12 protein-coding genes are annotated in these 24,572 nt (G+C 45.2%); 11 read left to right on the forward strand and 1 reads right to left on the reverse strand.

The genetic code is table 11. The features are described 5' to 3' along the window. Window positions 1-36: 36 nt before the first annotated feature. The 9 genes from ABW391_RS05540 to ABW391_RS05580 all read left to right on the forward strand — a co-directional run bounded on the left by ABW391_RS05540 (window position 37) and on the right by ABW391_RS05580 (window position 18,496). On the forward strand, window positions 37-951 hold the full coding sequence (locus ABW391_RS05540) for a DUF6175 family protein (protein ID WP_353480842.1): 915 nt from the start codon (window positions 37-39) through the stop codon (window positions 949-951). A 12-nt stretch (window positions 952-963) separates the two neighbouring features. After that, entirely contained in the window at window positions 964-1,863 is a 900-nt protein-coding gene (locus ABW391_RS05545) for a hypothetical protein (protein ID WP_353480843.1), read from the forward strand. A gap of 15 nt (window positions 1,864-1,878) precedes the next feature. Further along, complete coding sequence (locus ABW391_RS05550; RefSeq protein WP_353480844.1) at window positions 1,879-2,727, forward strand: hypothetical protein; 849 nt, start codon at window positions 1,879-1,881, stop codon at window positions 2,725-2,727. A 39-nt stretch (window positions 2,728-2,766) separates the two neighbouring features. Continuing rightward, window positions 2,767-4,596, forward strand: a complete 1,830-nt coding sequence (locus ABW391_RS05555) for a hypothetical protein (protein WP_353480845.1) — start codon at window positions 2,767-2,769, stop codon at window positions 4,594-4,596. Between the two features lie 22 nt (window positions 4,597-4,618). Continuing rightward, window positions 4,619-6,433, forward strand: a complete 1,815-nt coding sequence (locus tag ABW391_RS05560; RefSeq protein WP_353480846.1) for a hypothetical protein — start codon at window positions 4,619-4,621, stop codon at window positions 6,431-6,433. 33 nt (window positions 6,434-6,466) lie between these two features. Continuing rightward, window positions 6,467-8,284, forward strand: coding sequence for a hypothetical protein (locus ABW391_RS05565; RefSeq protein WP_353480847.1), 1,818 nt, complete (start codon window positions 6,467-6,469; stop codon window positions 8,282-8,284). Between the two features lie 217 nt (window positions 8,285-8,501). Then, on the forward strand, window positions 8,502-10,421 hold the full coding sequence (locus tag ABW391_RS05570) for a zinc-dependent metalloprotease (RefSeq protein WP_353480848.1): 1,920 nt from the start codon (window positions 8,502-8,504) through the stop codon (window positions 10,419-10,421). A 19-nt stretch (window positions 10,422-10,440) separates the two neighbouring features. After that, the gene (locus tag ABW391_RS05575; RefSeq protein WP_353480849.1) at window positions 10,441-12,324 is read left to right on the forward strand and encodes a T9SS type A sorting domain-containing protein; all 1,884 of its coding nucleotides are present in this window, start codon (window positions 10,441-10,443) and stop codon (window positions 12,322-12,324) included. Window positions 12,325-12,364: 40 nt separating this feature from the next. Then, complete coding sequence (locus tag ABW391_RS05580) at window positions 12,365-18,496, forward strand: GEVED domain-containing protein (protein ID WP_353480850.1); 6,132 nt, start codon at window positions 12,365-12,367, stop codon at window positions 18,494-18,496. Between the two features lie 268 nt (window positions 18,497-18,764). Here the strand turns inward: ABW391_RS05580 and ABW391_RS05585 are convergent, their stop codons facing one another. After that, on the reverse strand, window positions 18,765-19,604 hold the full coding sequence (locus ABW391_RS05585; RefSeq protein ID WP_353480851.1) for a transporter: 840 nt from the start codon (window positions 19,602-19,604) through the stop codon (window positions 18,765-18,767). Window positions 19,605-19,899: 295 nt separating this feature from the next. Between ABW391_RS05585 and ABW391_RS05590 the strand changes: the two genes are divergently transcribed. Both ABW391_RS05590 and ABW391_RS05595 read left to right on the forward strand, forming a co-directional pair. After that, window positions 19,900-23,517 carry a choice-of-anchor I family protein gene (locus ABW391_RS05590; protein ID WP_353480852.1) on the forward strand — a complete coding sequence of 1,206 codons (3,618 nt, stop codon included), beginning with the start codon at window positions 19,900-19,902 and terminating at the stop codon, window positions 23,515-23,517. A gap of 184 nt (window positions 23,518-23,701) precedes the next feature. Next, a complete protein-coding gene (locus ABW391_RS05595) occupies window positions 23,702-24,565 on the forward strand; it encodes an ABC transporter ATP-binding protein (RefSeq protein ID WP_353480853.1) in 864 nt (287 codons plus the stop codon). Window positions 24,566-24,572 lie beyond the last annotated feature (7 nt).

Genomic DNA, 24,572 nt, shown 5'->3' on the forward strand with positions numbered 1-24,572 from the left:
CTTTCCATTTAGAGCTTGTTTAATTCAAACCTAACGATGAAACAACTAATCTGGCTTTTGAGCCTGTGCTGCCTGGTACAGTTACAGGGCCAAAATGCGGCGGATGGCACTACCACTGCCCCTAAAAATGCTATTGTGCAACCCACCATCATGGTCATTCCATTTACCCGCGAGAAAGAAGATGTACGCAAGGTACTGGACATGGACGGTGATCGCCGTCTGGCCATTGCAAAAATTAAAGAAGCTTTTGACACCCGGGGTTTTTCAACCATCGACTTTGTGGCCAAACTGAAAGAAACCGAGGCGCGCCAGGCTTTTACGAGTGAAAACCTTACGGACATCAAAACCCAGATCATTGAATTCAGCGGCGCAGAAATCTACATTGAGGTAGACGTGCAAAAGCAATACAGCGGAACGGGCAACAGTGTCAATGTCATCCTGGCGGGTTACGACGCTTCTACGGGTACCTCGCTGGTGAATAAAGTGGCCATGAGTGAAAAGTTCAACACCACGGACTTTGGGCGCCTCATCAATCGGGCAGTGGATGCCACCATGGAAGATTTCCTGAATGTACTCCAGTCCAAATTCACGGATATTGTTGAAAATGGCCGCTTGATTGCCATCGAGTTTGACCTCGCAGCGGATACGGATTTGCGGATGAGCACTGAAATTCCTGGTCAGTCCATGGCTTTGTCGGATGTCCTTGAAATCTGGATGGAAGAAAAAGCCCTCAACGGCAATTACCATTTACAAGGTACGAGCGACGTAAAAATGATTTTTGACCAGGTGAGAGTTGCCTTCCGGGATAAAAACGGGAACAACATTTCGACCAGTAAATTCTCGCTTGAGGTACTGCGTTTTTGCCTTACCCTGAAAAAGCCAGGAAATGCGGGCAAAGTGCAGGTAAAACGCCAGGTAAAAGGCAATACCATTTTCATCACCCTATCCTAAAACTAAATGACCATGAAAAATACCTTTTTGATCCTGATCTGTGCCTTGGGTATGGCTTTGGGCAATGCATTCGCTCAGGAGCAACAATTGTTACTTGGTCTGGGTGAGGTACAAGTTTCGGGGGGCAGTGTGACCTCCGTCCAAAAAACGGCAGTACAAGGTAAATTGCGGACCATGTTGGCTGCAACCGGTTTTTCAGCCGAAGCGCTGCAAGTACCAGTTGTGGTACAGCCAGAATTACAGTTGATGGAGCCCCGTGCCGTTGAAACGGGTACCAAAACCCTCTATGTAATTGATGCCAACCTGACTTATACGGTAAAACAAAAAGAAGGCAACCCAATTTTTGGGGCCCAAGCGAAACGTGTTTCCGGTTCAGGTACCAGCACTGCTTTGGCCTTAAGCAATCTGATCAGCAACTTGCCAATGCAGGATGCCAAGTTCAACACCTTCGTAGCAGAAATGAAAACCGAGATAATGGATTACTACAGCAAGCAGTGCCAAAATCTCATTGCGGAAAGCAATCGTTTGGTAGAAACAGGGCAGTACGCCAAGGCCTACGGCCTCTTGTCCAATATCCCCATTGAATCGGCTTGTAGCAGCACGGCCAGTGCGGCTTTGAAAGCGGTGTATCAAAAGCAGCGCGACGCCATTTGTACTTATTATTTGTTGCAGGCAAAAAGTAGTGCCGCCGCCAAGCAGTATGATCAAACCCTGCAAGCCCTAAAAAAAATTGACGGGGATGCCCCTTGCGCCAAGGAAGCTTTTGCGCTAGCCGAATCCTTAAAAGATGCAGTGGATGCGGATGTCAAGGCCAATCTGGATGCTTTAAAAGAGTACTACAAAGCCCAGGCCAGCCAAAACAACTGGAACATCAACGTAATGAAAGATTATTTTCTTCACGCTTCGAAGTAACAAAACATGGTGTTGATGAAGTCATTGCTGAGCGGATTGCTCTTGGTTTTTGCCCTCGGCCAACTTGCCGCGCAAGTCAATAAAGATAAAATTTCCATCGCGGTAGTGGATTTTTACTTGCCCTCGGTAGATAAGTTTGCTGCCAAAATACGCGAAGATTACAAGGATAACCCTTATCGACGTTGGGGGGCAGATGCTACCTATTACCGCAATCGTTTGAATGGGGTACCTGAATACGCCACGGAAATCTTTGGCAATGACAATCGCTTCATCCTGCTCGACCGAAAATCTAGTGCCTTAGTGAACAAGGAACGCGAATTGCAGAAAAACGAAGATTTCCTGGAGGGTTACGTGGTAGCCCAGGGCAAAAGTATTGGAGCTCAATACCTCCTCTCGGGCAATTTTGACCTGGACGCAGTGACCTTTACACTTACGCTTTATTCGGTAGCAGATAATGCGGTAGTGGGCTCCGAAACAGGCAATATTCAACAAAGCCTGACTTATTCAGGAAAGGTGCGGGAAGACATTGTAAACATCGCCCAACGCCTGAGTCAAAAAATGTTTCCCAATCACATCAAAGTGGTGGAAATTGTGGAACTCAAAAAGGACAAGGCGCAGTCCTTACTCATTGCCGCAGGCATCAACAAGGGCCTGAAGCTCAAACAAGCCGTTGACATTTTCATCATCGAGGAAAAGGTGGTGGATGGTGAAAAATCCATTTACAACCGTACAGTAGCCAAAGCGGAGGTGCAAAAAATTGAAGGCCCTAATTTTTCCATTGTTTCATTGAAAGATGGGGAGGAAGAGGTCAAAAAATTGATCGATGGTGGACGGAAATTGTACTGTTTGCCTGCGGTGAATTGAAGTTTCAATTTTAATGTTTCATGGTTTTAATCTAGCCTTATGTCAAAGCTTAACCTAGCATACTATTTATTAGTCATCGTTTATGTTCTAAGTTTTCAAGAGGTGTTCAGCCAAACTGCTTTGGGTGAACCGGATATCGTGATGAAATTGGTGGAACAAAAGGATTTCACCTCACCAACTGATTCCCGAATTGCCAAAATTCAATCCACGATTGTTTATAGCTTCAATCGGGTCAGGATGGTCTATGTCAACAGCAGCATTTCCCCCAGTAGCCGCCCAGCTACTTTTTTACTCGAAATTATGCCTAAATACAAGAGGGACAATGATGAATTTAGCATGACCAAGATGGTTGACTCCACGGAGACTATGACCTTTTCCTATACCACGGGTTATCATACGTCAGCTACTCTGATTGTGACGGACATCAGCAAAGGGAGCCTCAAATCCTATCACACCATCTATGGGACAAATTCAACCAATGAAACTTTTAGCTTGAATTACAAAGTATTAGGCTTACGAAAAGGGTTGGTGATGACGGATAGTTTGAAAAAAACAATTTCGGTCAGGGCTTTTGAACAGGTGAAACCCAAGCTTCCTGCCGTCCAGGAAAAGGCTTTTAATGCGGCGATAAAAAACATCGGCGCAGCAGCTGAAGACGCGCCTTATTTTCTCTTTCCGGTAAAATTGCCGCTTACTGCTATCGTAGAATCAAAAAAGGATAAGGCCGAAGTGGTGAGTACTCCCGGCTTGGCTTCCTTGCGTTTGGGGCTCAACAAACCTTTCCCCGTCTATGAAATCATCGAGCGGAAAATTGGGCGGGTAACCTACGAACAGTTTACCCAAATTGGTGCTTTGACCAATAAAGTCAGTGCCAAAACGGTCGAAAATTGTGATGTAACTGACGGAGAAAAGGAAATTTTCGCGGCCCTGCAAAGTGGAAAAAAAATCTGGTGTTCTCCTTTCAAACCGCTGACTGTCAACAAATACGAAGAAGACATCCCCGGAGTCGCGGTGCTTTTGGTAGCACCTGCCATTTCCAAAGAAGATTGGGAAAAATGCTACCTGAAACTTCGCACCGAGTATTTAAGCGCTCGGGGGACTTATTACCCCATGCTAGATCGGACCAAGCTTGAGGTGATTCAAAAAGAGAAGAACCTCCAAAAATCTGAAGCCTTTATTGACAAAGCCACCATTCAACAATTCAAATCCATTGGCGCAGGCTACTTATTGGAGGTGCAACTAAAAGACTTCCAAGAGACCTATGAAACCTTAATGGGTGGACGCTACAAATTTAGTGTCAACTGCATCACCCGATTGATCGAAGTCAAAACTGGCGAAATATTGGCAGAAGTGCCCAATACCTTCACTAAGAACTGGTCTCACTCCTCTATCACGACCATCACTACTGAACAAGATCGTGAGTATGATGCAATTGTTGCTTCCAGCAATCGTGAGGCGACTATCCGACTTTTGGGATTGGACTATTTGGCTTTTAATTTGCGGGAGGTGCTCAATCGTGCCCTTCCTCAAAAAATTGAGGTGGTCGAAATCGCCGAAGAGAAAAAAGAAAATGCCGAAGCGCTGATCATTGCTGGCAACTTCAATGCAGAAATAAAAAGTGATGACTATTTCATTTGCCGCAAAAAAGTGGTAGAGGTAGATGGTGAACAGTTGATCCGCATGGAACAAATTGGGGTTGTTTTTGTCAAAACAGCCTTGGGTGATGGCATAGCTTTGGCTAAAGTCAAAAAAGGCGAAAAGGACATTTTTAAAGCCATCAAGGCCGGAGACAAACTGTTCTGTATCGATAAACCGGAATGGTTCATCAATGGGCAGTATACCAGACAATTAAAGGTGGCTGGGTTTTAATAGGCTAAAAGTTTACTCCAAAATGGATCGTTCTCAGTTGATCAGGTTTTATTGGTTTTTAATACTGGTACTAGGGTTAAATGTGCTGGCATTGGGCCAAAGTGTCAAGCCAAGTTATGTGCTGAAATACCTGTCAGACACCTATGAGAACGATCCCTTTTTGAAAGAAATAAAGAGATATACGTTGGAGGCGCTACATAACCTGGATGAGGTAGATGTCATTAGCCCTTACACGTCTTCAAATTATCCTGCACAATACTATCTGGAACTTAAACCTTCCTATGCTTATTATGGCTGGAACGGTGGAACCCATCATTTCATCCAGGATGATACTACACGTAAACGGATGTGTTTCGAATACAGGATGAATTATGGCCCCAAAATTACCTGTACCTTAGGTGATGTGGTTACTGGCCGGGTTTTGGATATCTATGAGCTAAAATTCTACAATACCTTTCCTGCAGAAAGGCTCTGTCTTGATTATATTGAACTAGGCCACGAAAAAGGGCAGGTATTTGAACCTGCAAAACTGGTAGAAAAATTAAAAAGTTACCTTAATCTATTCTTTGATGACAGAATAATGAAGGCAGAAAAAGCCCTGAAAAATGAATTAAGCCATGCGGTGTACGATGTATTTTTTCAGTTTTTCCCGGTAAGGCAGCAGGTAATTGCCTTTAAATCCTTAAGATTTGACTCGGTGTCTGTTGATGTTCAAGGATTTGAAAAATATAATCTGGGTCTTAATAAGTCGATTTTTGTTTACAGATTGAAGCCCTTTCGAGAGGGTATAGACATGCATGAGCGCATTGAGCTGTTAGGAGAGTTTTATACCACGGCCAAAAAAGGGTCGTATTTCAACGGCATTTTTACAGGTGCCAAAAATAATATCACCGCCGCATTAAACAATAAAGAGACTTTATGGTGTTCACCCATACGTTTGAAATCCACTTTCAGGCAAGCTGAACCTCCTCCTGCCATTGCTTTTAATGTTCGAACTTCAGGAGTAACCATTGATAAATGGGTATTGAATCAATTGTATGATCGGCTCAAAGCACAAATTCTGGATGCACGTGGCAAACAATTAATCATATTGGATAGAAAAAAAACTGCCGAGATACAAGAGCAACGCGATGAGAATAAGTCCAACTCCTTTTTGGACAAAGCCTCCATTGAACAATTCAAATCTATCGGAGCGCGCTACATTTTTGATGTAGAGATTCAATCTGCAATTCCTGGAAACCCAGCAGGCAATTTTTCCTTCAACAGTAGGTGTGTCACGCATTTAATCGATGTTGAAACAAATGAAATCGTTGCTGAGAGCGTCAGTGATCACGGGACCTGGTGGTCGCACAAGGCAACTATTCCAACTGAAATCATGGAATTCAAAATTATGAGTGCCCAAAGCCCAGAAACTCGTCTTGAATTTGTCAAAAACATGGGGTTAGTCAGCCACTTAAAATTCAACGTTCGAGAGGTGCTCAATCGGGCAATTCCGGCCAAGATTGAAATTTTTGAGGTCACCGAAGTAGAAAAAGATAAGGCGAAGCAAGTACTCATCAGTGGGAATTTCAACGAAAGGACCATGAAAGATGATTACCATGTATGTGTGAAAAAAGAAATAAATGTGGATGGAACCATACAAACGCGTTGGGAAACCATTGGTCGGGTTGCCATCACCACCCCCACAGGTGATGGCTTGGCCTTGACTAAAGTGAAGCAAGGAGAAAAAGAGATTTACGCTGCCTTTCAGAAGGGCGTAAAGCTGTATTGTTTTGATCGACCTGAATGGTTGATCGATGGGCGATTCATGTACCAATTGAAGGCAGCAGGGTTTTAAATGTGTATAAACTTGTCAAAAATGAATGCTGTGATGCGTAGATTTTGTGCTTTATGGGTCTTGTTGCTACTGATGAATGGACTGGTTTTTTCCCAGTACTTGAAGCCCAAACACGTCATAGCTCGCTTCACGAGTGAAGAGGAAAACTACGAAGACGATCTGTTTTTGGAAAAATTGGCTTATATAGCTTCTAGTAGCCTAGATGCAAGCAGGGACATAGAGATCTATCAACGTAATTTTGTTAGACAATACCCTGTGCAATATTTCCTAAAAGTCATTGCATCAAACAAGTACTATATCTGGAAAGGATCATTTCATTATTCTCACATTGACCCTCAAAAGGAGATAATGTATTTTCAATACCAAATGAATTACGCACCCAAAACTGATTTGATTTTAGGAAACGTCAGCACTGGAGCCATCACTAATTTTTACCGGATTCAAACGCAAAGTGTTTTTCCAGCAGAAACCATTGGTGTGCCCTACGCTGAGGTTGGCTATAAAAAAGGGATGCCCCTCGAAAAAGAAGATCAAAAAAAATACATCGAAGCGGCCAAAATATCCCTTCGTGTACATCTTCGAATGAATACCATTGCCGCCGAAAAAGTCGCTTGGAAAGAGATGCAAAATGCTGCTTATTACGCACAATTTCATTTTTTTCCCATCCGTGCTCAAGTGCTCAATTTTTCTCCAGTTGGGAAAGAAGGAGCAACGGCTAGTATCCCCGGGCTAGATGATTATCATTTTTCTCCATACCATGCTTTCTATGTCTATCTTCTGAAAGAATACAAAGATGAAACAGGTACTTTTGAAAGAATCGAACTATTAGAAACACTAGTGACTGGAGGAAAAAAAGGTACTTTTTTAAGAGACAAGCCCAATCGTAAAATTGAAGAAGCATTGCAAAAAGGAGAAACAGTTTGGTGCTCACCGCTTAAACTACAATACACCTCGGTTCCAAAAGAAGCTCCTCCAACAATTGCTGTAAATTTACGTGCGCCTGGCTATACTATTGAACCTATGACGATGGCCATATTATCTACCCGCTTGAATATGGATGTGCTCAATGTGCGTGGAAAATATTTAACCCTGCTGGATCGAGAGAGTAGATATGCCATAAAATGGACGCAAAGGGACAACAAAGCTGATACTAAAATCCAAATAGACCAGCAATACGTTGCTCAGTTCAAATCACTGGGATGCCGTTATGTTCTGGATGCCGAAATCAAAACCCTGCGGTACTCGCTTAATAATGGTAGTTATATTTTTTATGCAGATTATATTCTACGTTTGATTGATGCTGAAACGGGCGAAGTAGTCAGTGAAGTAGCCAATAATTACTCAAAGAGTTGGTGGCATATCAAACTGAGCACAGCTCCTATTGATGGTGCTGAATTTGATATGATCCAAGCTGCTACCAAAGATAGAGACAAAGAAAAAATCATTTATGACCTGGGCTTGAAGTACCTGGAATTCAATATCCGGGAAATCATCAATAAAGCACTACCTGCAAAAATAAAGGTGAACGAAATTACCGAAGCGCAGAAGGGTAAAGCCAAACAGCTGTTTATCAGTGGTGATTTTAATGAACGGATAACAAAAGACGATTATCATGTGTGTATCCAAAAAGAGGTAGAGGTAGACGGGAAAATGGAAACCCGCTGGGAGCAAATTGGTCGAATTGACATTGCCAGCTCGATAGGCGACGGCCTCGCCCTCGCCAGAGTCAAAAAAGGTGAAGCAGAAATCTATGCCGCCTTCCAAAAAGGGGAAAAACTCTACTGCTTCGACCGCCCCGAATTGCTTATTGACGGCGACTACAAATGGCAACTCAAAAAAGCCGGATTCTAGTCAATTTGCCAATTCTTTACATTTTGATAACCTTGTGTATCCGATTATCAACAAATTTAATATTACTTTTACCAGTGAAGGACTACTCATCAAATTATACGGAAAGGCTACTACTCAGTACGAATCGTTAATTCTACATTTTTTTACCACAAAATATCCTGGGTGTACATACGACACACCCATTCAAGATGCTTTTGCATCATTAATGTTAAAACGGATGAAAAAACTGTTTTACTTGACCCTGCTTGCATTTTTGCCCCTCATCACGTTTGCCCAGCGAAAGCATTGTGGCTTTGAACCGGACACTCGCCAGATCGAAAGTATGAAGGGATATCAGGAGGCGATCGAGCGCTTTGGACAGCATGCCCGTCCCGAATTGCGTGCACCCATCCGGGTACCCGTGCGATTGGTGGTTTTTTCCAGTCGAACCGCTAGCCCCAGTCCTACCCAAGACGATTTTGAACGAGCACTGCTTGCACTCAATAAAACTTTTCAAGCCGCCAATCTGGAGTTTTTTGCCTGTGAAAACTTACGACGGGTCATTTCTTCGCGCTATGCTAATTTTGACAGTGACCTGGACGAAGACAACGTGTGGAACACCTATGGCCGCTCCGGAATCATCAATATTTTTTGCTTTGAAGACATTGATTTTGGTAGTGCCCTTGGATACACTTATTTCCCATCGCAAAATGGGCCGGAAGCTATATTCCTCCTTCAGGAAGAATTACTGACGTCCACTTTTCCGCACGAAATGGGGCACTACTACGGCTTGTACCATACCCACGGCAAATCCAATTGTGGTACCACCGATGAATTGGTCAACGACCCCAATTGCGCCCGTACTGGCGATGACGTATGTGACACACCCGCTGACCCCAATCTGGATGGCTTATTTTGCCGAGGGAGCCTAGTCGATTCGGCCACTTGCAAGTATATCGGCAAGGAGCTCGACCGTTTGGGCAAGCCTTTTCAGCCCGACCCTAGCAACATCATGGCGTATACTTGGGAGCATTGTACCACCCGGTTTACGCCCGGGCAATACGAGCGCATGCGCTTTTTTGCCGAAAATATACGCTTGTACGCGGAGGATTGTTCAGGGCGAAAAATCTGTCCCATGCCTCAAGTGGTGGCAAGCCAGCTCAGTCCAGGGTTGATGCAGTTTGATTGGACTGCGGGAAGCGCCTCCGTTTTTCAAGCGCGTTATCGCCTCGGGGAAGATACCACCTGGATTCCCCTTAAAACCATTTATGGCAACAAGTGGCTGGCCTACGACCTTGGCCCCTGTACCCGCGTCGAGTTCCAGGTGCGCGCCCAGTGTGGGGATGCCTACACGAACTGGTCGGCCCCTACCCTAGCGTTTACCAAGGGCTGTGCCAACAACGATGGGTATTGTACCAGCCTGGGGGGCAGCGAAAATGTCTGGATCAACCGGTTGAGCCTGGGTGAATGGTCAAATAAAACTGGCGACGACGGTGGCTATGACCTTTTTACCCCCAATGACCTGAACATCGCGGCTGGAAAAAGCTACACCTTGGCCTTGCAGCCGGGAGGCTTCACCCGCGCACGAGATACCCTGTACTGGCGGGTATGGGTTGACTTCAACCGGGATAAAGATTTTAATGACCCCAGTGAAATGGTCTTTCAGGCCAAAAGCCGTGGACGGAGCGCCATTGTAAAAGGGAGCCTCGCTTTTCCAGATTCCCTTGCAGGTACTTACCGCATGCGGCTTAGCCTTTCCAAGGGCACCTATGTGGATGCCTGTGGAAAGGGAGGAATAGTCCTGGAGACCGAAGATTATGAATGGGCCATTAAGAAAACAAATAGCGGTCTAATTGAGCCGGATTTACAATTGAATTTTACTCCAGTTGCAGCTGAGTCGGACGCCCCACAGCTACGCATCATCCCGAATCCCAACATGGGCTTGTTCATTCTGCAAGTCCCCAATACCCTCCAGGGCGAAGGCGAGGTGCTGGTCTTCAACAGCACCGGGCAGCAGGTACATCAGGCAAAGCTAAACTTTAGTGCTGGCCTTCCGCCGCAGGTCAGGCTTTTGGAACAATCTCCCGGAGTGTATTTCCTGCGCCTGCAAGTTGGGCAAACTGTTTTCAGTGAACGACTCATTCTCCTACAACCTTAACCCTATCTAACCTCATTTTATGAAAAAATACTACTACTCCATTCTTCTGATCTTTGTTGCCTTGGCCTTGCCTGGTTTGGCCTTTGCCCAAAAGCCCAACTACCAGTGGGCTGCAAAAATTGACATCAGCGATAGCGATATTACGGACGAAGAAGGTGGTCCTCTCATTGAAATGCTCGTAGATCAACAAGGCAACTCCTATTTGCTCGGCGGGTTTCAAGAAGGCCTTCAACTAGATGCACAAACCCATTTGCAAGAAAACCCCGACAGCCTTTATCAATTTTTTTTAGCCAAATACAATGCCAAGGGCAAATTGGAATGGTACCGAACGATCCGGGAATCGGAATTCGGATCAGTGAATGTATATGATATGGTTTTGGATGCACAAGGCCAGGTCATTCTGGGGGGAACCAGCAGTGCCGATACTGTCTACCTTGGAAGGAATGATTATTTGACCTCCAGCTGTGGCGCCGATTCATTTTGTGAAGACCTGTTTTTGGTCAAGTTTTCAACCCAGGGCGATGTGGCATGGGGGCGTCAAATGAGCACGGCTGCGGGTTATTTTTATGACTTGCGCCTGAACCTCGACCTTCAAGACAATCTTTTGCTGACCTTTTTAAGTTATCGTGCAGACAGCATCTTTATCGCTGGTCAAACCATCAAAAATGTACCTAAAGATGCCATTTTTGCCTGCAAAATGGATCCCAATGGCAAGTTGAAGTGGTATCGTCAGGGCAATCAGATCGATGCCGATCTGGAGTTATTGGATGTAAGTGCTCAGCGGGACGGCTCCTCTTGGGTGTTGGGGACGTATGCTTATGGTGACAAAGTGGATTTTGGAGATGGTTTTTCGTTGCAAAGCCTGCCCAAAATTGATCCTTTTTATGATCAAACTTACCTCATCAAACATGCTGCTGACGGCGACATTGAATGGTTGAGTGAACTCAATAGTGATATTTTATATGCCCGCATGGTAGCAGGGAAAAATGGAGACATTTACATAGTAGGCAGCTATTCCGAGATTTTGTACTACAATGGGCGGGTGGTGTTGAGCGATATTGGGATCAATCCGAATCCAGAAGAGGATTACACGACTTTTATACTCAAAATTGACTCGGATGGGAAAATTATTTGGAAAAAACAGCTCCCACAAGTGATTCCTCTGTGTTTGGATTATATTCTGGATTCTTCATTCTTGCCCTTTCGCAGTTGGTCGGTGGATGCCGCAGGGCGTTTGTTGATGCCACTGTATTACCTTGCCTACGAACCTACTACCCTTCAGGTGGCAGACAGAACCATTGAATTGCCCATCACTTATGTTGACGATGAAGATTCCATGTATGAATGGGGTGGACTGGCCCGTATTGAACCCTCAGGGAAACTGGATTGGGTGGCAGATTTTCCACTGGATTCTGTTAATCATTTTTACCCTCATTTTGTGCGGCCTGGCCCAGATGAAAGCTTTTACCTGGAAGGAGCCATGTATATCGATACCCTGCGCCTGAGTAATAACATTCTGGTCACCGAAGATTACATTTCCTCTGTACTTACCCGGTTTGATATGTCTGTAGCAATACGCCGCCCAAGCCCTGGACAATTGCCATTCCCATATCCTCGGACACCGATTGGACAATCCAAACTAAATGCACCCTTGGATGATCAAATCGGACTGCAACTGTATCCCAATCCTGTGGAAGCGCGGTTGGAACTTACATTACAAAAGCCACTGGACATCAATTTGTTACTTGTTCGTGACGCCTTGGGGCGGGTGGTTTGGCGAATGGCCGGACAGGAAAACTTTAGGGGGGCTACGATAATAGTACAGAACTTTGTTCCTGGGTTGTATGTAGTGGAGTTGCAAACAGCCAGAGGCAATCAATCCCTTAAGTTTATAAAAAAATAAAACGCTTAAAACCCGTTCCTAAACTAGGAAAATCTAGCTCATGAAAAATTTCTTTTACCTCTTAATTTTATTGGCTTTGCCACAGCTAATTTTGGCTCAGTCTCCGGCAAATGGATGCGGCTTTGAACCCGACGAAGCAACAATCCAGTGGATGAATAGCCATCATCAGGCCATCGAACGCTTTCATGCCGATCCAAATACCCGCAATCAGCTAAGAGCAGTAAAAAGAGTTCCGCTCAAATTCGTTGCGTTTAATTCCGGCAAAACCGCTAGTTTATCCCAGGCGGATGTGAATCTGGCCGTAACCAATTTGAACAAGGCTTTTCAACCTATGGGGATTGAATTTTTCTCTTGTCATCCCCCATTAAATGTCTTGTCATCTCCTTACGGGAGCTATTTGGTCAGTGAGGAAAAGGTACTTTGGCAGGAATTTAAAACCACGAAAGTCATCAACGTTTTTTGTGTAGAAAGTATTGAATACGGTAGTGTTGCTGGTTATACATACCTGCCAGGGAGTGGTGCGCCAGAGGCAATTTTTATGCTCAAGAACCACTTGAGTCAAGCTACTTTTGCCCATGAAATGGGGCATTATTATGGATTATACCATACGCACGGTAAATCAAATTGTGAAACCCTTACCGACGAATTGGTCAAGGATCCCAATTGTGCCCGTACTGGCGACGACGTGTGTGATACTCCAGCTGACCCTAATTTGCAAGGAATTGGTTGCAATACTATCTTGGTGAACAGCGCTACCTGTGCTTATACGGGTACGGCACGGGATAAAAATGGCGACCTTTATCAGCCCAACCCACGGAACATCATGTCCTATTCCTGGACTAAGTGCGTAGACTACTTTTCTCCGGGTCAATATGAGCGGATGCAATATTTTTCTCGGTTTAGGGTATATCCTGAAGAATGTCCTGCCGAAGTATGTGCCATTCCATCGATCAACAAAATAGATTCTACTTACAATTCGGTTCAATTGGAGTGGACAGCTTTTGCAAAAGATAGTCTCTATCAGGTACGCTATCGTACCCTAGGGGATACCAGTTGGAAAACCCAAAATCTCACGAGCAATCAATGGAGTTTGAAGAATCTCAAGCCTTGTACCAAACTTGAGGTTCAAGTACGCCGGGCCTGTGGCGGTGGATTTTCGAACTGGTCTCCTCTGGCAAATCTAAAAACCCAAGGCTGTGGAGGCGTTTATTGTGCCAGTTTTGGCCGTTCAACCAACGCCTGGCTCAATCGGGTCAGCATCGACCCCTGGGGTTATACCTCCGGGGACAATGATGGCTATTTGCTCAACCAAAATAGTGGCCTCTCGCTGAGTGCTGGGGTACAGTACACCATACAATTCGATCCTGGAGGTACTTTTCGCATTCGCGATACCCTACACTGGCAGGTTTGGATTGATAAAAATCGAGATCGTGATTTCGACGATGTTGGCGAACGGATTTATCAGGGCAAAAGCCCACACCGCAGCAGTCACAAGGGCCTGATTACGCTACCAACTGAGCTTAGTGCCGGATCAAGCCGTCTGCGGATCATTCTTTCACTAAACAACTGGGCATCAGATCCCTGTGATACTTCTGCCCAGGTCATTGAAACGGAAGACTATGTTGTCACCTTGCGTTCACAGCAAATTTGCAGTACGCCAGGGGTCAACAATATCCTGCTGAAGAAGGTCACCACCAACGCTGTAACTATAAAAACGCAAGGGTTGGATGTTTCACGCTATCAATGGGAATTGCGCCAATCTAGCAACAGCCAATTGGTGTATTTATCCCCAGAACTTACTTCCGATAGTCTGTATTTCTTAGGGTTGGTTGAGAATGTCCGCTACAAGGCTCGCTTGCGTACCTTGTGCAAAAATGGGGTCTATAGCAGTTGGTCGGATACTTTGTCCTTTAAAACCTTGGCGATACCTTGCGCTGCACCCGACTCCATTACACTTGTCGTAAAACAAATTACCTCCCTTGCAGCTCAATTGAACTGTGGAACTCAAGTCGGGATATCCTACTACCAGTTTCATTATCGAGCCAAGGGTACAGATACTTGGATAAATAGCCCATTGGTTCGATTAAACAACTACTACATCAGTGGTTTGAAGGCAGGCACAATATATGAGTATCGGGCAAGGGTATACTGTAGCACCAATTTGTCCACAGTCAGTGCCTATTCCAAGACCGCACAGTTTACCACCCTGGCAGCCTGTTCCGCGCCAGATTCCAGCAGTTTAAAAGTTAGTCAGTTAAGTTATCAAAGTACGGTGCTGCAATGTGGAGCTGTGGGCGGAGCAGTATTGTACGAGTTTTTTTACCGAGTCCGCAATAGTACGATTTGGTTGAATTTGCAACGTACGAGCGCACCAACAATAACTTTGCAGGGATTGAAAGCCAATACTGCTTACGAATTCAGGGTAAGGGTGTATTGTAATTCCAGCCTAACCGAAGCTTCAGGTTACAGTAAAATCGGCAGTTTTCAAACTTCGCCAGAACCCTGTAGACTGCCAAACCGCGATTTAATTCGAGTTGCAATTGTTGGTGATTCGGTTTTACAATTTTTGTATGCGGATACCAGCAAATATTATCAATCTTATTTATGGCGTTTTCGCAAAAAAGGAATAATGACCTGGACAATCTTACCTCAAGGGGTATCGGCAGTAAAAATTCCAGAGTTTGGGGTAGATTTTGAAGTGACCTTACAAGGCGTTTGTGGGCCAGGAGATGCAAGTGCATGGAGCTTGGTAAAAACGTTTAGTACCCCCTGTGAAACCCCAAAATCTAGCAATTTGTATGCCTTCGAATTGCGGTTCAGTCACGCTCGGATCGTCTATCGTGGAGCTAAAGGTGCTGGATTTTCATGGCAATACAAAGCATTGAATGAAGCCAACTGGTCTACAGAATCTTTCAATAATGATACCATTACCTACGTCAGTAACCTCAAGCCTCTGTCCACCTATCAGTTTAGGCTAAAAGCGCGGTGCAGTTCCGGGGTTTGGAGTGCCTTCTCAAGCCCATTTCAATTTAGTACTCCCGCGTATCCCTGCGATTTTCCCGATTCAACCACATTTAACGCCAGTTCAATTACTGATGTGTCCGCTAAGCTGAGTTGTGATACAGTGCCAGGCGTTGTTTTTTATATATTTAGTTACCGCAAGGTAGGAACCTTACCTTGGACCAGTTTATTTGTAAATAACGCCCCTGAAACGCTGGCAACTAATTTACAGCCTAATTCTACTTATGAATATACGGTACAATCTGGTTGTCGGCACAACAATGAACTGGCCATCAGCCTGGTTTTGGCCTACCGCCAGTTTGTTACTTTGCCCAAAATTTGTCCACCAGTTGCTTATTCCAATGTCCAGGTGCAATACCTGAGTGTTCGAAAAATGCAAGCGACGTGTCCACCTGGCGCAGAAGCCTATGTCTGGCGGCTTCGTAGGGTTGGGGCAGAAAGTTGGACTGATAGCATTTCATTGGACACCCCAGTTTGGACAATCCCCAATTTACGATTCCCGGAGCAGTACGAAATCCAGGTAAAACAAAAATGTATTGCAGGCAATTGGAGTGCCTGGAGTAGTAGCAAAAAATTCTTCACTCCTGAGTTGGCCTGTCCAAAACCTGATTTGCGCAATATCAAAATTCTTGTTATCGGAGATAACGTTCAATTTCTATACCTAGAAGGGCAATTTACACGCTATCATTGGCGGTATCGAATTTTGGGTGATTCGGTATGGGCGGTGATTCCTGATTCGGTATTCCAGCAAGGCCTGGTGCTGAATCAAGCCGCGAACTACGAAGTTGCATTGCAAGTTAGCTGCGCCAATGGAGAATCAAGCGAATGGTCTGAAAGCAAACTGTTTTTCTGGCCTTGTCCAAAAATTAAGGACAATGAAATTGTAATAAAAGAATTGAATGCCCATTATGCGCATATTGCCTGTGCTGCTTCTAGTATTGATGGCTACCATTGGAGATATCGACAAGTAGGCAAAACGTGGTGGGAAAAAGAAGTCTTTTCTTTGAATGAGGAAGTGCTTTTTGACAAATTAGCCGGAGAGAAGACTTACGAATTTCAAGTTCGCCGATCTTGTTCTGATTTTGACAGTGCTTTTTCCGATACCCTGTTTTTTTCAACCCCGCCCTTGCAAAGCTTGTCCAGTTGCACTTTGACTCCTGATCAAATCAACATAAAAGAAGTTGAATCCGGTAAGATTGAGCTCACTTGTAGCTTGGCTGCTAAAAAGTATTTTTGGGCATACCGCAAGCAAGGTGCCTCGGACTGGGCCGCTCAATTGCCAAGTACAACTGGCATGATCAACTTTGATCGTTTAGCCTATGGTGTGGCCTATATCATTGGTGTCCGGGCAATTTGCTTGGTTGGTGATACAACAGACTGGGTATATCTTTCCTATTATCCGTCTTGTTCAGACATCAAAGTAACCGATGTCAAAATTGAAACGCCTACAGACAAAAGTGTACTTTTGAAATGCACCAATTACAATTTTAGCACTTATGAATGGAGGTATCGTTCCTATGGCTCAACCGATAATTGGATTTATGCCGTTGGGAATGATTTAAAGATTACCCAACTTATTGAAAAACTATACGAAGTTCAGGTAAGAGGATTTTGCCAGAAAATTGGTACCTGGACTCCCTGGTCAAGTTTATATCAATTTAGTGTCGGGAGCTGCAAACTGCCCAGCTCGCTGGTTTTTGTTCCGAAGTTCATCGACGCGACTACTGTAGATATATTGCTTGAAAGCAATTCCAGCGATTGGCAGGCTGCTCATTATAAGTGGAGTTACCGAGAATTGGGGCGGAGAAACTGGATTGATACTATCATTACCGAAGAAGCATTGCTGAGTCTTTTTGACCTTATTCCCGGGGCAAGATACGAGCTTAAAGTAGAAGTAATTTGCTTTGCTGGGACACCTAGTAGCTTTGTATACAGCAATTACATCATGATGCCAACTGGCTGTTTTGTTCCTGCTTTGGATAGGGTTAAGGTTGGAAGGATCACTCAAACTTCCGCTTTCATCGAACTTGATTACAATTTGTATTTGCCTTTTACCATCAGTTATCGGGTCAAAGGAAGTCAAACTGCCTTCCAGACGATTGACGGATTGCGGGGGATTGTTCCCAATTTGACCGGGCTAATACCCGCAACTGAATATGAAATGGTAGTAGGGGTCAACTGCAATGGTACCACTTTACAAACGCCTGCAATTTATTTTAAAACCAAATCTTGCGATATTCCTTACGCTGGTGCAGTGGTCGTGAATTCAACCAACCTTGATTACATTGAAGCCAACGTAGAATTTCATAATTTTCATCCAGCTTCCACTGGCCTAAACTACATTTGGAAATACAAGTTGAAAAATTCCACCAATTGGGATTCAATCTCAACGGGCAATCAAAACTCGCTTTATTTGGACGGTCTTCAACCCGAATCATCCTATGATTTAAAGGTGGTACTACACTGCCCCAATTCCTTTGCGGATAGTATCCAATTTTCTACAAGTTTTAAAACTGTATTGGACAAATGCTCTTCGATTGAGGGAAGTGAAAATGTGATCAATCGTTATGATACCAATTACAAGCAGTATTTTATCACTTGTACTTTGCCTTCTGAATTTTATTACTCTATTAGGTTCTGGATTCGGTTTGACCGGGAGGTCACCAATAATTATTGGGAGTTTGCAGTATCTGATTCATTGAATTGTGGTAGAGCTTCTTTTAATGTCGATAATGAAGAAGGACAAAATTTCTATTACCAAGCCAGGATTCTTTGCCCGGATGGCAACTATAGCCCTTGGTCAGATACTTTTTTTCTGGATTTTAAAAATAAACAGCTTAACGCTGATCTTGCTAAAGGGCAAATTGACTTGTCAGCACTTGAAACTTCATTGCTGAAGAAGCTCCAACTTTGGCCAAACCCCACTTCAGGGCAGTTTAACTTACTCATTCCTCCTGGAGTTACTGGAGATCTACAACTGACCATACTAAGTGCGGATGGCCGAAAAGTACTTGCAAAGCAGTTGGAGGATTATGATCAAGGTCCACTTGGAATCGATTTGTCGAGCCAACCTTCGGGTGTATATTTTGTCCGGGTTCAGGCAGGACAAAAGGTATATACAGAAAGGATCGTGATTGGTGCTGGAAATTAAAGAACTGGTCGGGTACGCTGCGTTTATTACTGCTGCTGCCTTCCTGAAAGGTGAACCTTTAGGGAAGGCAGCAGTAAAAATGGAACGAAGTTTCAAGTATAAAACACATCAATACAAAACACCTAAAACCTATTTTTTTTACTTGGTATGACGCAAAAAATTACTTCCCGATTTTTTAAGAGGGTTTTGAATAGGAAGCTCACTTGAAATGAACCGTTCGGCTTCCTATTCAAAACCCAAAATCGGGAAGTTAATTTTTCTGCGTTACTTACCTAGGAAACCTCCAGGACAAACCCGTGCTCACAAAGAAATAACTGTGGTCATTGATTGAAATCCACTCCGATGCATATTCTGCCACTTTTAATCCACTGGATAGATCGATCTGAATATTTGGTTTGGGGTAAAACACGACCCCAGCTTCGGTATAGAGCAAATGTTCGGTAGACACTTTACCTGCCTCGCGAGTCGTTTGAAAAGAACCACGGCCTTGCACATAAGCGCCAAGTTTTTCGGACAGGCTAAATTCCGTTGAAAGCGCATAATAATTCTGCGGGTTGGGATTATCACCATCCCAACTTGAACCCAAATTGTAACAGATACTGAGCCAATCGGTTACTTGATTGGCAAAAGACAACTGCAAATCAGGGCTGAGGTATCCGGGACGAAAATTATTGGTCGCACTCCAAGGAAGGCCCAACATACCAATGAACGTGATGCTGGGCATCCAACCCTGATTTTCCGTCAGCGCACCTTTCATGCCTACCCTAAAAGGAAACAATCCGGTTTCAGACACTTCGGGCGTACGCGGTCTGCTGGATTTGGTTCTACTTTGCCACAAATTATAATCCAGGCGCAATTCAATATTTTTGCCCACTCCATACCGGAAAAGGGTAGAATTTAAACCAAGCCCACTGGTGGTCAAAGGCGAAGCCTTGTCTTGCTCAAACCAGAATCCGGTTTCAACTTGTAGGTTTTTCAGGGGCACAATGGAAACGGCATCGCCATATCCGGGTCGGTCGGGAGCAATGGTTTCGATGACTTCTTGTGCCTTTAGCAAGGAAGTTTGAAAAAGAATAAATACAAAAAAGTACAATAGATGCTGTTTCATGATCGCAGTCAATTTTTGCAAAAATAGTATTTTTAAGTAATATCAATTATTGGGAATGATCCTTTTGCACAATCAATTGTAAAGCGAGTGTTAACTCAGATTGAATTTAACATTAAATAGCGCGCTCTGTTTGCCCTGCGCTCCTGAGCTAGTGCTTTTTGCTCTATTTTAGCCTCTGCGCGAACAGCAGATCCTACCTTGAAGAGCATAAGGGGCAATAAAAAAATGAACATTTATTTTCGCCCCATTACTAAAACAAGACCAACATACTTTTTCCCAATCAATATTCATAGCTATGTTTAAATCACTACGCTTACTACTTCTCTCCTTTGCGTTGATTGCTGGCAACCTATTGCTGGCCCAAACCGCAGGAGACATTGCCGTTATTGGTTTCAATGCCGATGGCAACGATGATTTGGCCATTGTGGCTTTGGCTGAAATTCCTGCTAACCGCACAATCTATCTTCGCGATGATGAGTGGAGCGGTACGGCATTTCGCGATGCTGCCGAAAGCTCTTATGCCTGGAACACGGGAACTACTCCTATTCCTGCAGGAACGGTGGTTATCTTTACCGATATTACCAATGGCCCAACGGTAAACATAGGTACTATTGCACCAGTAAATGCAACGAACCGAGGTACTGCGGGAAGCGACGAAGCCATTTTTCTGTACTTGGGTACGGATGTCAATACACCGACAACTTTCTTGCAGGTTGTCGCCAATGGAACGGTAGCTACGGCTATTGGCTCTTTGGATGGTACGGGGCTGACGGCAGGTACAACTGCGCAATTGCTCAAATCAGGTGCCGATATTGGTCAATACAAAGGCCCTCGGACTGGCTTGGATAAAAATGGCTACCTGGCAGCCATCAACGATTTGAACAATTGGGATTTTCAGGATGCTTCTGGTGATCAATCCAAAGATGGAACTGCGCCCGATCTTCCATTCAATGCAACTCCTTTTGTATTGGGGGCTGCTGGTGCGGATACCAATCCACCTGTAGTTACTTCTGCCATTTTGGTGAATGGCAGCACCATTGATGTTTTGGTGAATGAAGGGGTAAAGCGTTCCTCAGCTACAGCAATCGCCAATTTCAGCTTCACGCCTGGTTTGGCCATCAACAGCATTGCATACGATTCGATCGGGCGAAAAATTACCTTGACTACCGCCGCACTTGTTAATGGCATCGCTTACCGCTTAAAGGTGAATGGCTTGGTAGACTTGGCGCCTGCTCCAAATACCATGATCAATGCTTATAATTCCAATACCCTGATTTGGAACACTTATGCCGGTCAGGATCTGGTAATCACCGAGATCATGTACAATGCTGGATCGGGTGCGGATTCCCTGGAATTTATTGAAATCTACAACCGTGGCACTGGTACCGTTGCTATGGGTGGCTTGCGCATTTCCCGGAGTGCCAACGGAGTACTCGCCGAGCAAAATCTGCCAGCCAAAGGGGTGTTTTTGGTTGCCGCTGATTCCCTCCGCGCACGGCGTTTTTATGGCAAAAGCTTCCAGCAGTGGGCCAGCAACTTTCTAGGCAACGGTGGCGCACCGATAGTGCTTTCCAACTCCCTGGGCGCTGTGCTGGACACCGTCAACTACGACGATGCTGCTCCCTGGCCAACTAGCCCTGATGGCGGTGGCCCATCCCTGGAGCTCATCGATGCAAGTACCGACAATAACATAGGCACCAACTGGCGTGCTTCAACCACCAACACAGGCAAAACCTATAGCAATGTAGCTGTTTTTGCCTCTCCCGGTATATACAATACCCCTGTTTTTGCCACCGTCAACTACAGTGTGCGCAGCCAAAGTGTAGCCGAAACTGCTAGTCAGGTAACGGTTACTTTGGCTTTGAGTGGAGTGGGGGCTGCCCAGGGAACGGTTGAAGCTTATGTCTCTTCTGGTTCCGCTCAGGCAGGTGCGGATTATACCTTTGCTCCTATTACCTTGACCATCCCGGCAGGTGCAGTAGCCACGCCGATCACCTTCAACATCCCGATCCTCAATGATGATGCTGCTGAAAGCGACGAATACTTCGTGTTGCGCTTCCGTAATGCGCAAGGGGTACAGTTGGCAACGGGCGCTTCAGTAGTGATTTACATTCGAGACAATGACACCAAAACACCAGCGGCAACCGACAGTTTGGAATTGCAACTGCTTTCCAGTTTTCGCAATACAGGGGGCTCTTCCGAAATTGTAGCCTTTGACCCGGCCAGCAAAAGAATTTTTATTGCCAACTCTGTATCTGGTCGTATTGACATCGTAAATATTGCTGCTCCAGCTTCACCTAAGTTGGTTCGTTCCATTCCATTGAATACTTTAGGCGGCATCAATAGCATCGCTGCTAAAAATGGATTGATTGCTGCAGCAATTGAGTCTACGGTAGTGGATGGCAATGGCAAGGTGATCTTTATTGATACAGCTGGTGTCATCCTGAAAGAAGTAAGTGTAGGCGTATTGCCAGACCACATTGGCTTTTCTCCTGACGGAAAATATGTCCTGACCGCCGATGAAGGCCAACCTTCAGATGATTACAGCAAAGACCCCGAGGGAACCGTAAGCATTATCGACATCAGTGGTGGCATTGCTACCCTGAATCAATCCAAAGTAACAGCGGTAGGTTTTGCTGATTTGAATCCTTTCCTTGGTGCTTATCGCCAGGCTGGCTTGCGGGTTTTTGGGGTGAAAACCGGCCAAGTCGGGGGCAGTACCCTCGCTCAAGACTTAGAACCTGAGTACATTGCCTTTAGTTCAGATTCTAAGACAGCTTACGTGACTTTACAAGAAAACAATGCCGTAGCTGCCATCGACTTAGCCACCAAAAAATTGGCAACCATTCAGGGCTTGCCAGCTTTGCGGCCATTGGGCTTTAAAAACCACAATACCCGGGGCAATGGCCTGGACGCCAGCGACCAAAGTGCAGGAGCCAACCTCGCCAGTCTTCCGGTTTATGGTGTTTATATGCCAGATGCCATTGCTTCCTTTACCGTTGCTGGCAAAAACTACCTGATCACTGCCAACGAAGGTGATGCCCGCGAATACGGCGCTTACAACGAGGTCACTTCGATCAAAAACATTAGACTGGAGCCTACCGTATTCCCAGACTCCAACGACCTTCGATTGGATCACCTTTTGGGCCGTATCGTGGTGACCAAGGCCAGTGGAGACCTGGATGGGGATGGTGACTACGACCAAATCCACCTATTGGGATCTCGTTCTTTCACCATTTGGGACGACCAGGGCAATTTTGTCTGGGACAGTGGCGATCAACTCGAACGCATTACGCGCGACCATCCTTTCTTCGGTCAAATGTTCAATGCCAACAACAGCACTTCCACCGTTGCTAAAAACCGCAGCGATGACAAAGGCCCTGAGCCAGAAGGGGTGGTTACCGCAGTGATCAACAACAGAACTTACGCCTTCATCGCACTGGAACGCATCGGAGGGGTAATGGTATACGATGTGACCAATCCATTGGAACCCAAATTCGTCACTTACGCCAACAACCGCGCTTTCCCGGCTGCCAATGCAACCGATGATCGTGGTTCTGAAGGCATCATCTTCATATCGGATAAGGAAAGCCCCAACGGCAAAGCCTTGGTGCTTTTGGCCAACGAAACGAGCAACTCGGTGAGCATCTTTCAGGTGAATGATAAAACCAAAGTGACAACCAGTACCAATGATTTGGCTCGTCCAGCGGTAAGCTTCAAGGTGTATCCCAACCCTGCGCAGGATCACCTTTACTTCAGCAAAGTATTGAGTGGAAATGTGTACAATGCATTGGGACAATGGGTTCGTCGTTTCCAAAAAGTAGATCAACTTGATCTGTATGGCTTCGACCGCGGCATGTATGTATTGCAAGCCGATAATGGAGAATCAATCAGATTTATTGTTGAGAAATAAGTACTTTTTCATAAATACAGTAGGGGCTATCTGGTATTCAGGTAGCCTCCTTGTATTTTGTAGTTTCCTCATTTTGTAGCAGATATTCCAACTTTTGTATAAAAAATCTCACCATTTGAGCCAACCATTGCTATTCTTGCTGTGACTTTAGTACACTAGTACACCTAACCTTTCAAATCACCTTATGGAATTATCTATTCAAAACCTGTCGAAGACCTATCCGAATGGGGTTCAGGCGCTTAAAAATGTAAGCTTACACATCCCCACGGGCATGTACGGTTTGTTGGGCCCCAATGGTGCGGGCAAAAGTACCCTCATGCGCACCCTGGCTACCTTGCAGGACGCCGATGGCGGATCAGCCACGTTGGGGGACATTGATGTATTGAAAGACAAAGATGCCGTGCGGCGCGTATTGGGCTATTTGCCTCAAGAATTTGGGGTGTATCCCCGCATGTCAGCGCTGGACATGCTGGACCACTTTGCCACGCTCAAAGGCATTCCCACTAGCCAAAGAAAAGAAGTCGTTCACTCTTTGTTGCAAAGGGTCAACCTCTGGGATCACCGCAAAAAGGCGGTAAGCAGTTATTCTGGCGGGATGCGTCAGCGTTTTGGCATCGCCCAGGCGCTTATTGGCGATCCCAAGCTCATCATTGTAGACGAACCCACCGCTGGCCTTGACCCCGGCGAACGCAACCGTTTTTACAACCTCCTTTCTGAGATCGGTGAAAACGTTATCGTCATACTGTCTACCCACATCGTGGACGACGTACGCGAACTTTGCTCCAATATGGCCATCATCAATGGGGGAGAGGTGAAGTTTGCCGGCGAACCCGACGCTGCATTAGGCGAACTCGGCGGAAAAATTTGGGAAAAAGTAATCACCAAAGCTGAAATCGAAACCTACGAACAAAATTTCAAGGTCATTTCCAGCAAGTTGGTGGCGGGCAAGCCGATCATTCACATCTTGAGTGAGGAAGATCCCGGAGAAGGATTTCGCGCGGCCAGTCCAGGTTTGGAAGACGTGTTTTTTTCAAAAATTAATGCTTAACCAGGAT

It is taken from the genome of Haliscomenobacter sp. (assembly GCF_040403615.1).
Classification (GTDB): Bacteria; Bacteroidota; Bacteroidia; order Chitinophagales; family Saprospiraceae; genus Haliscomenobacter.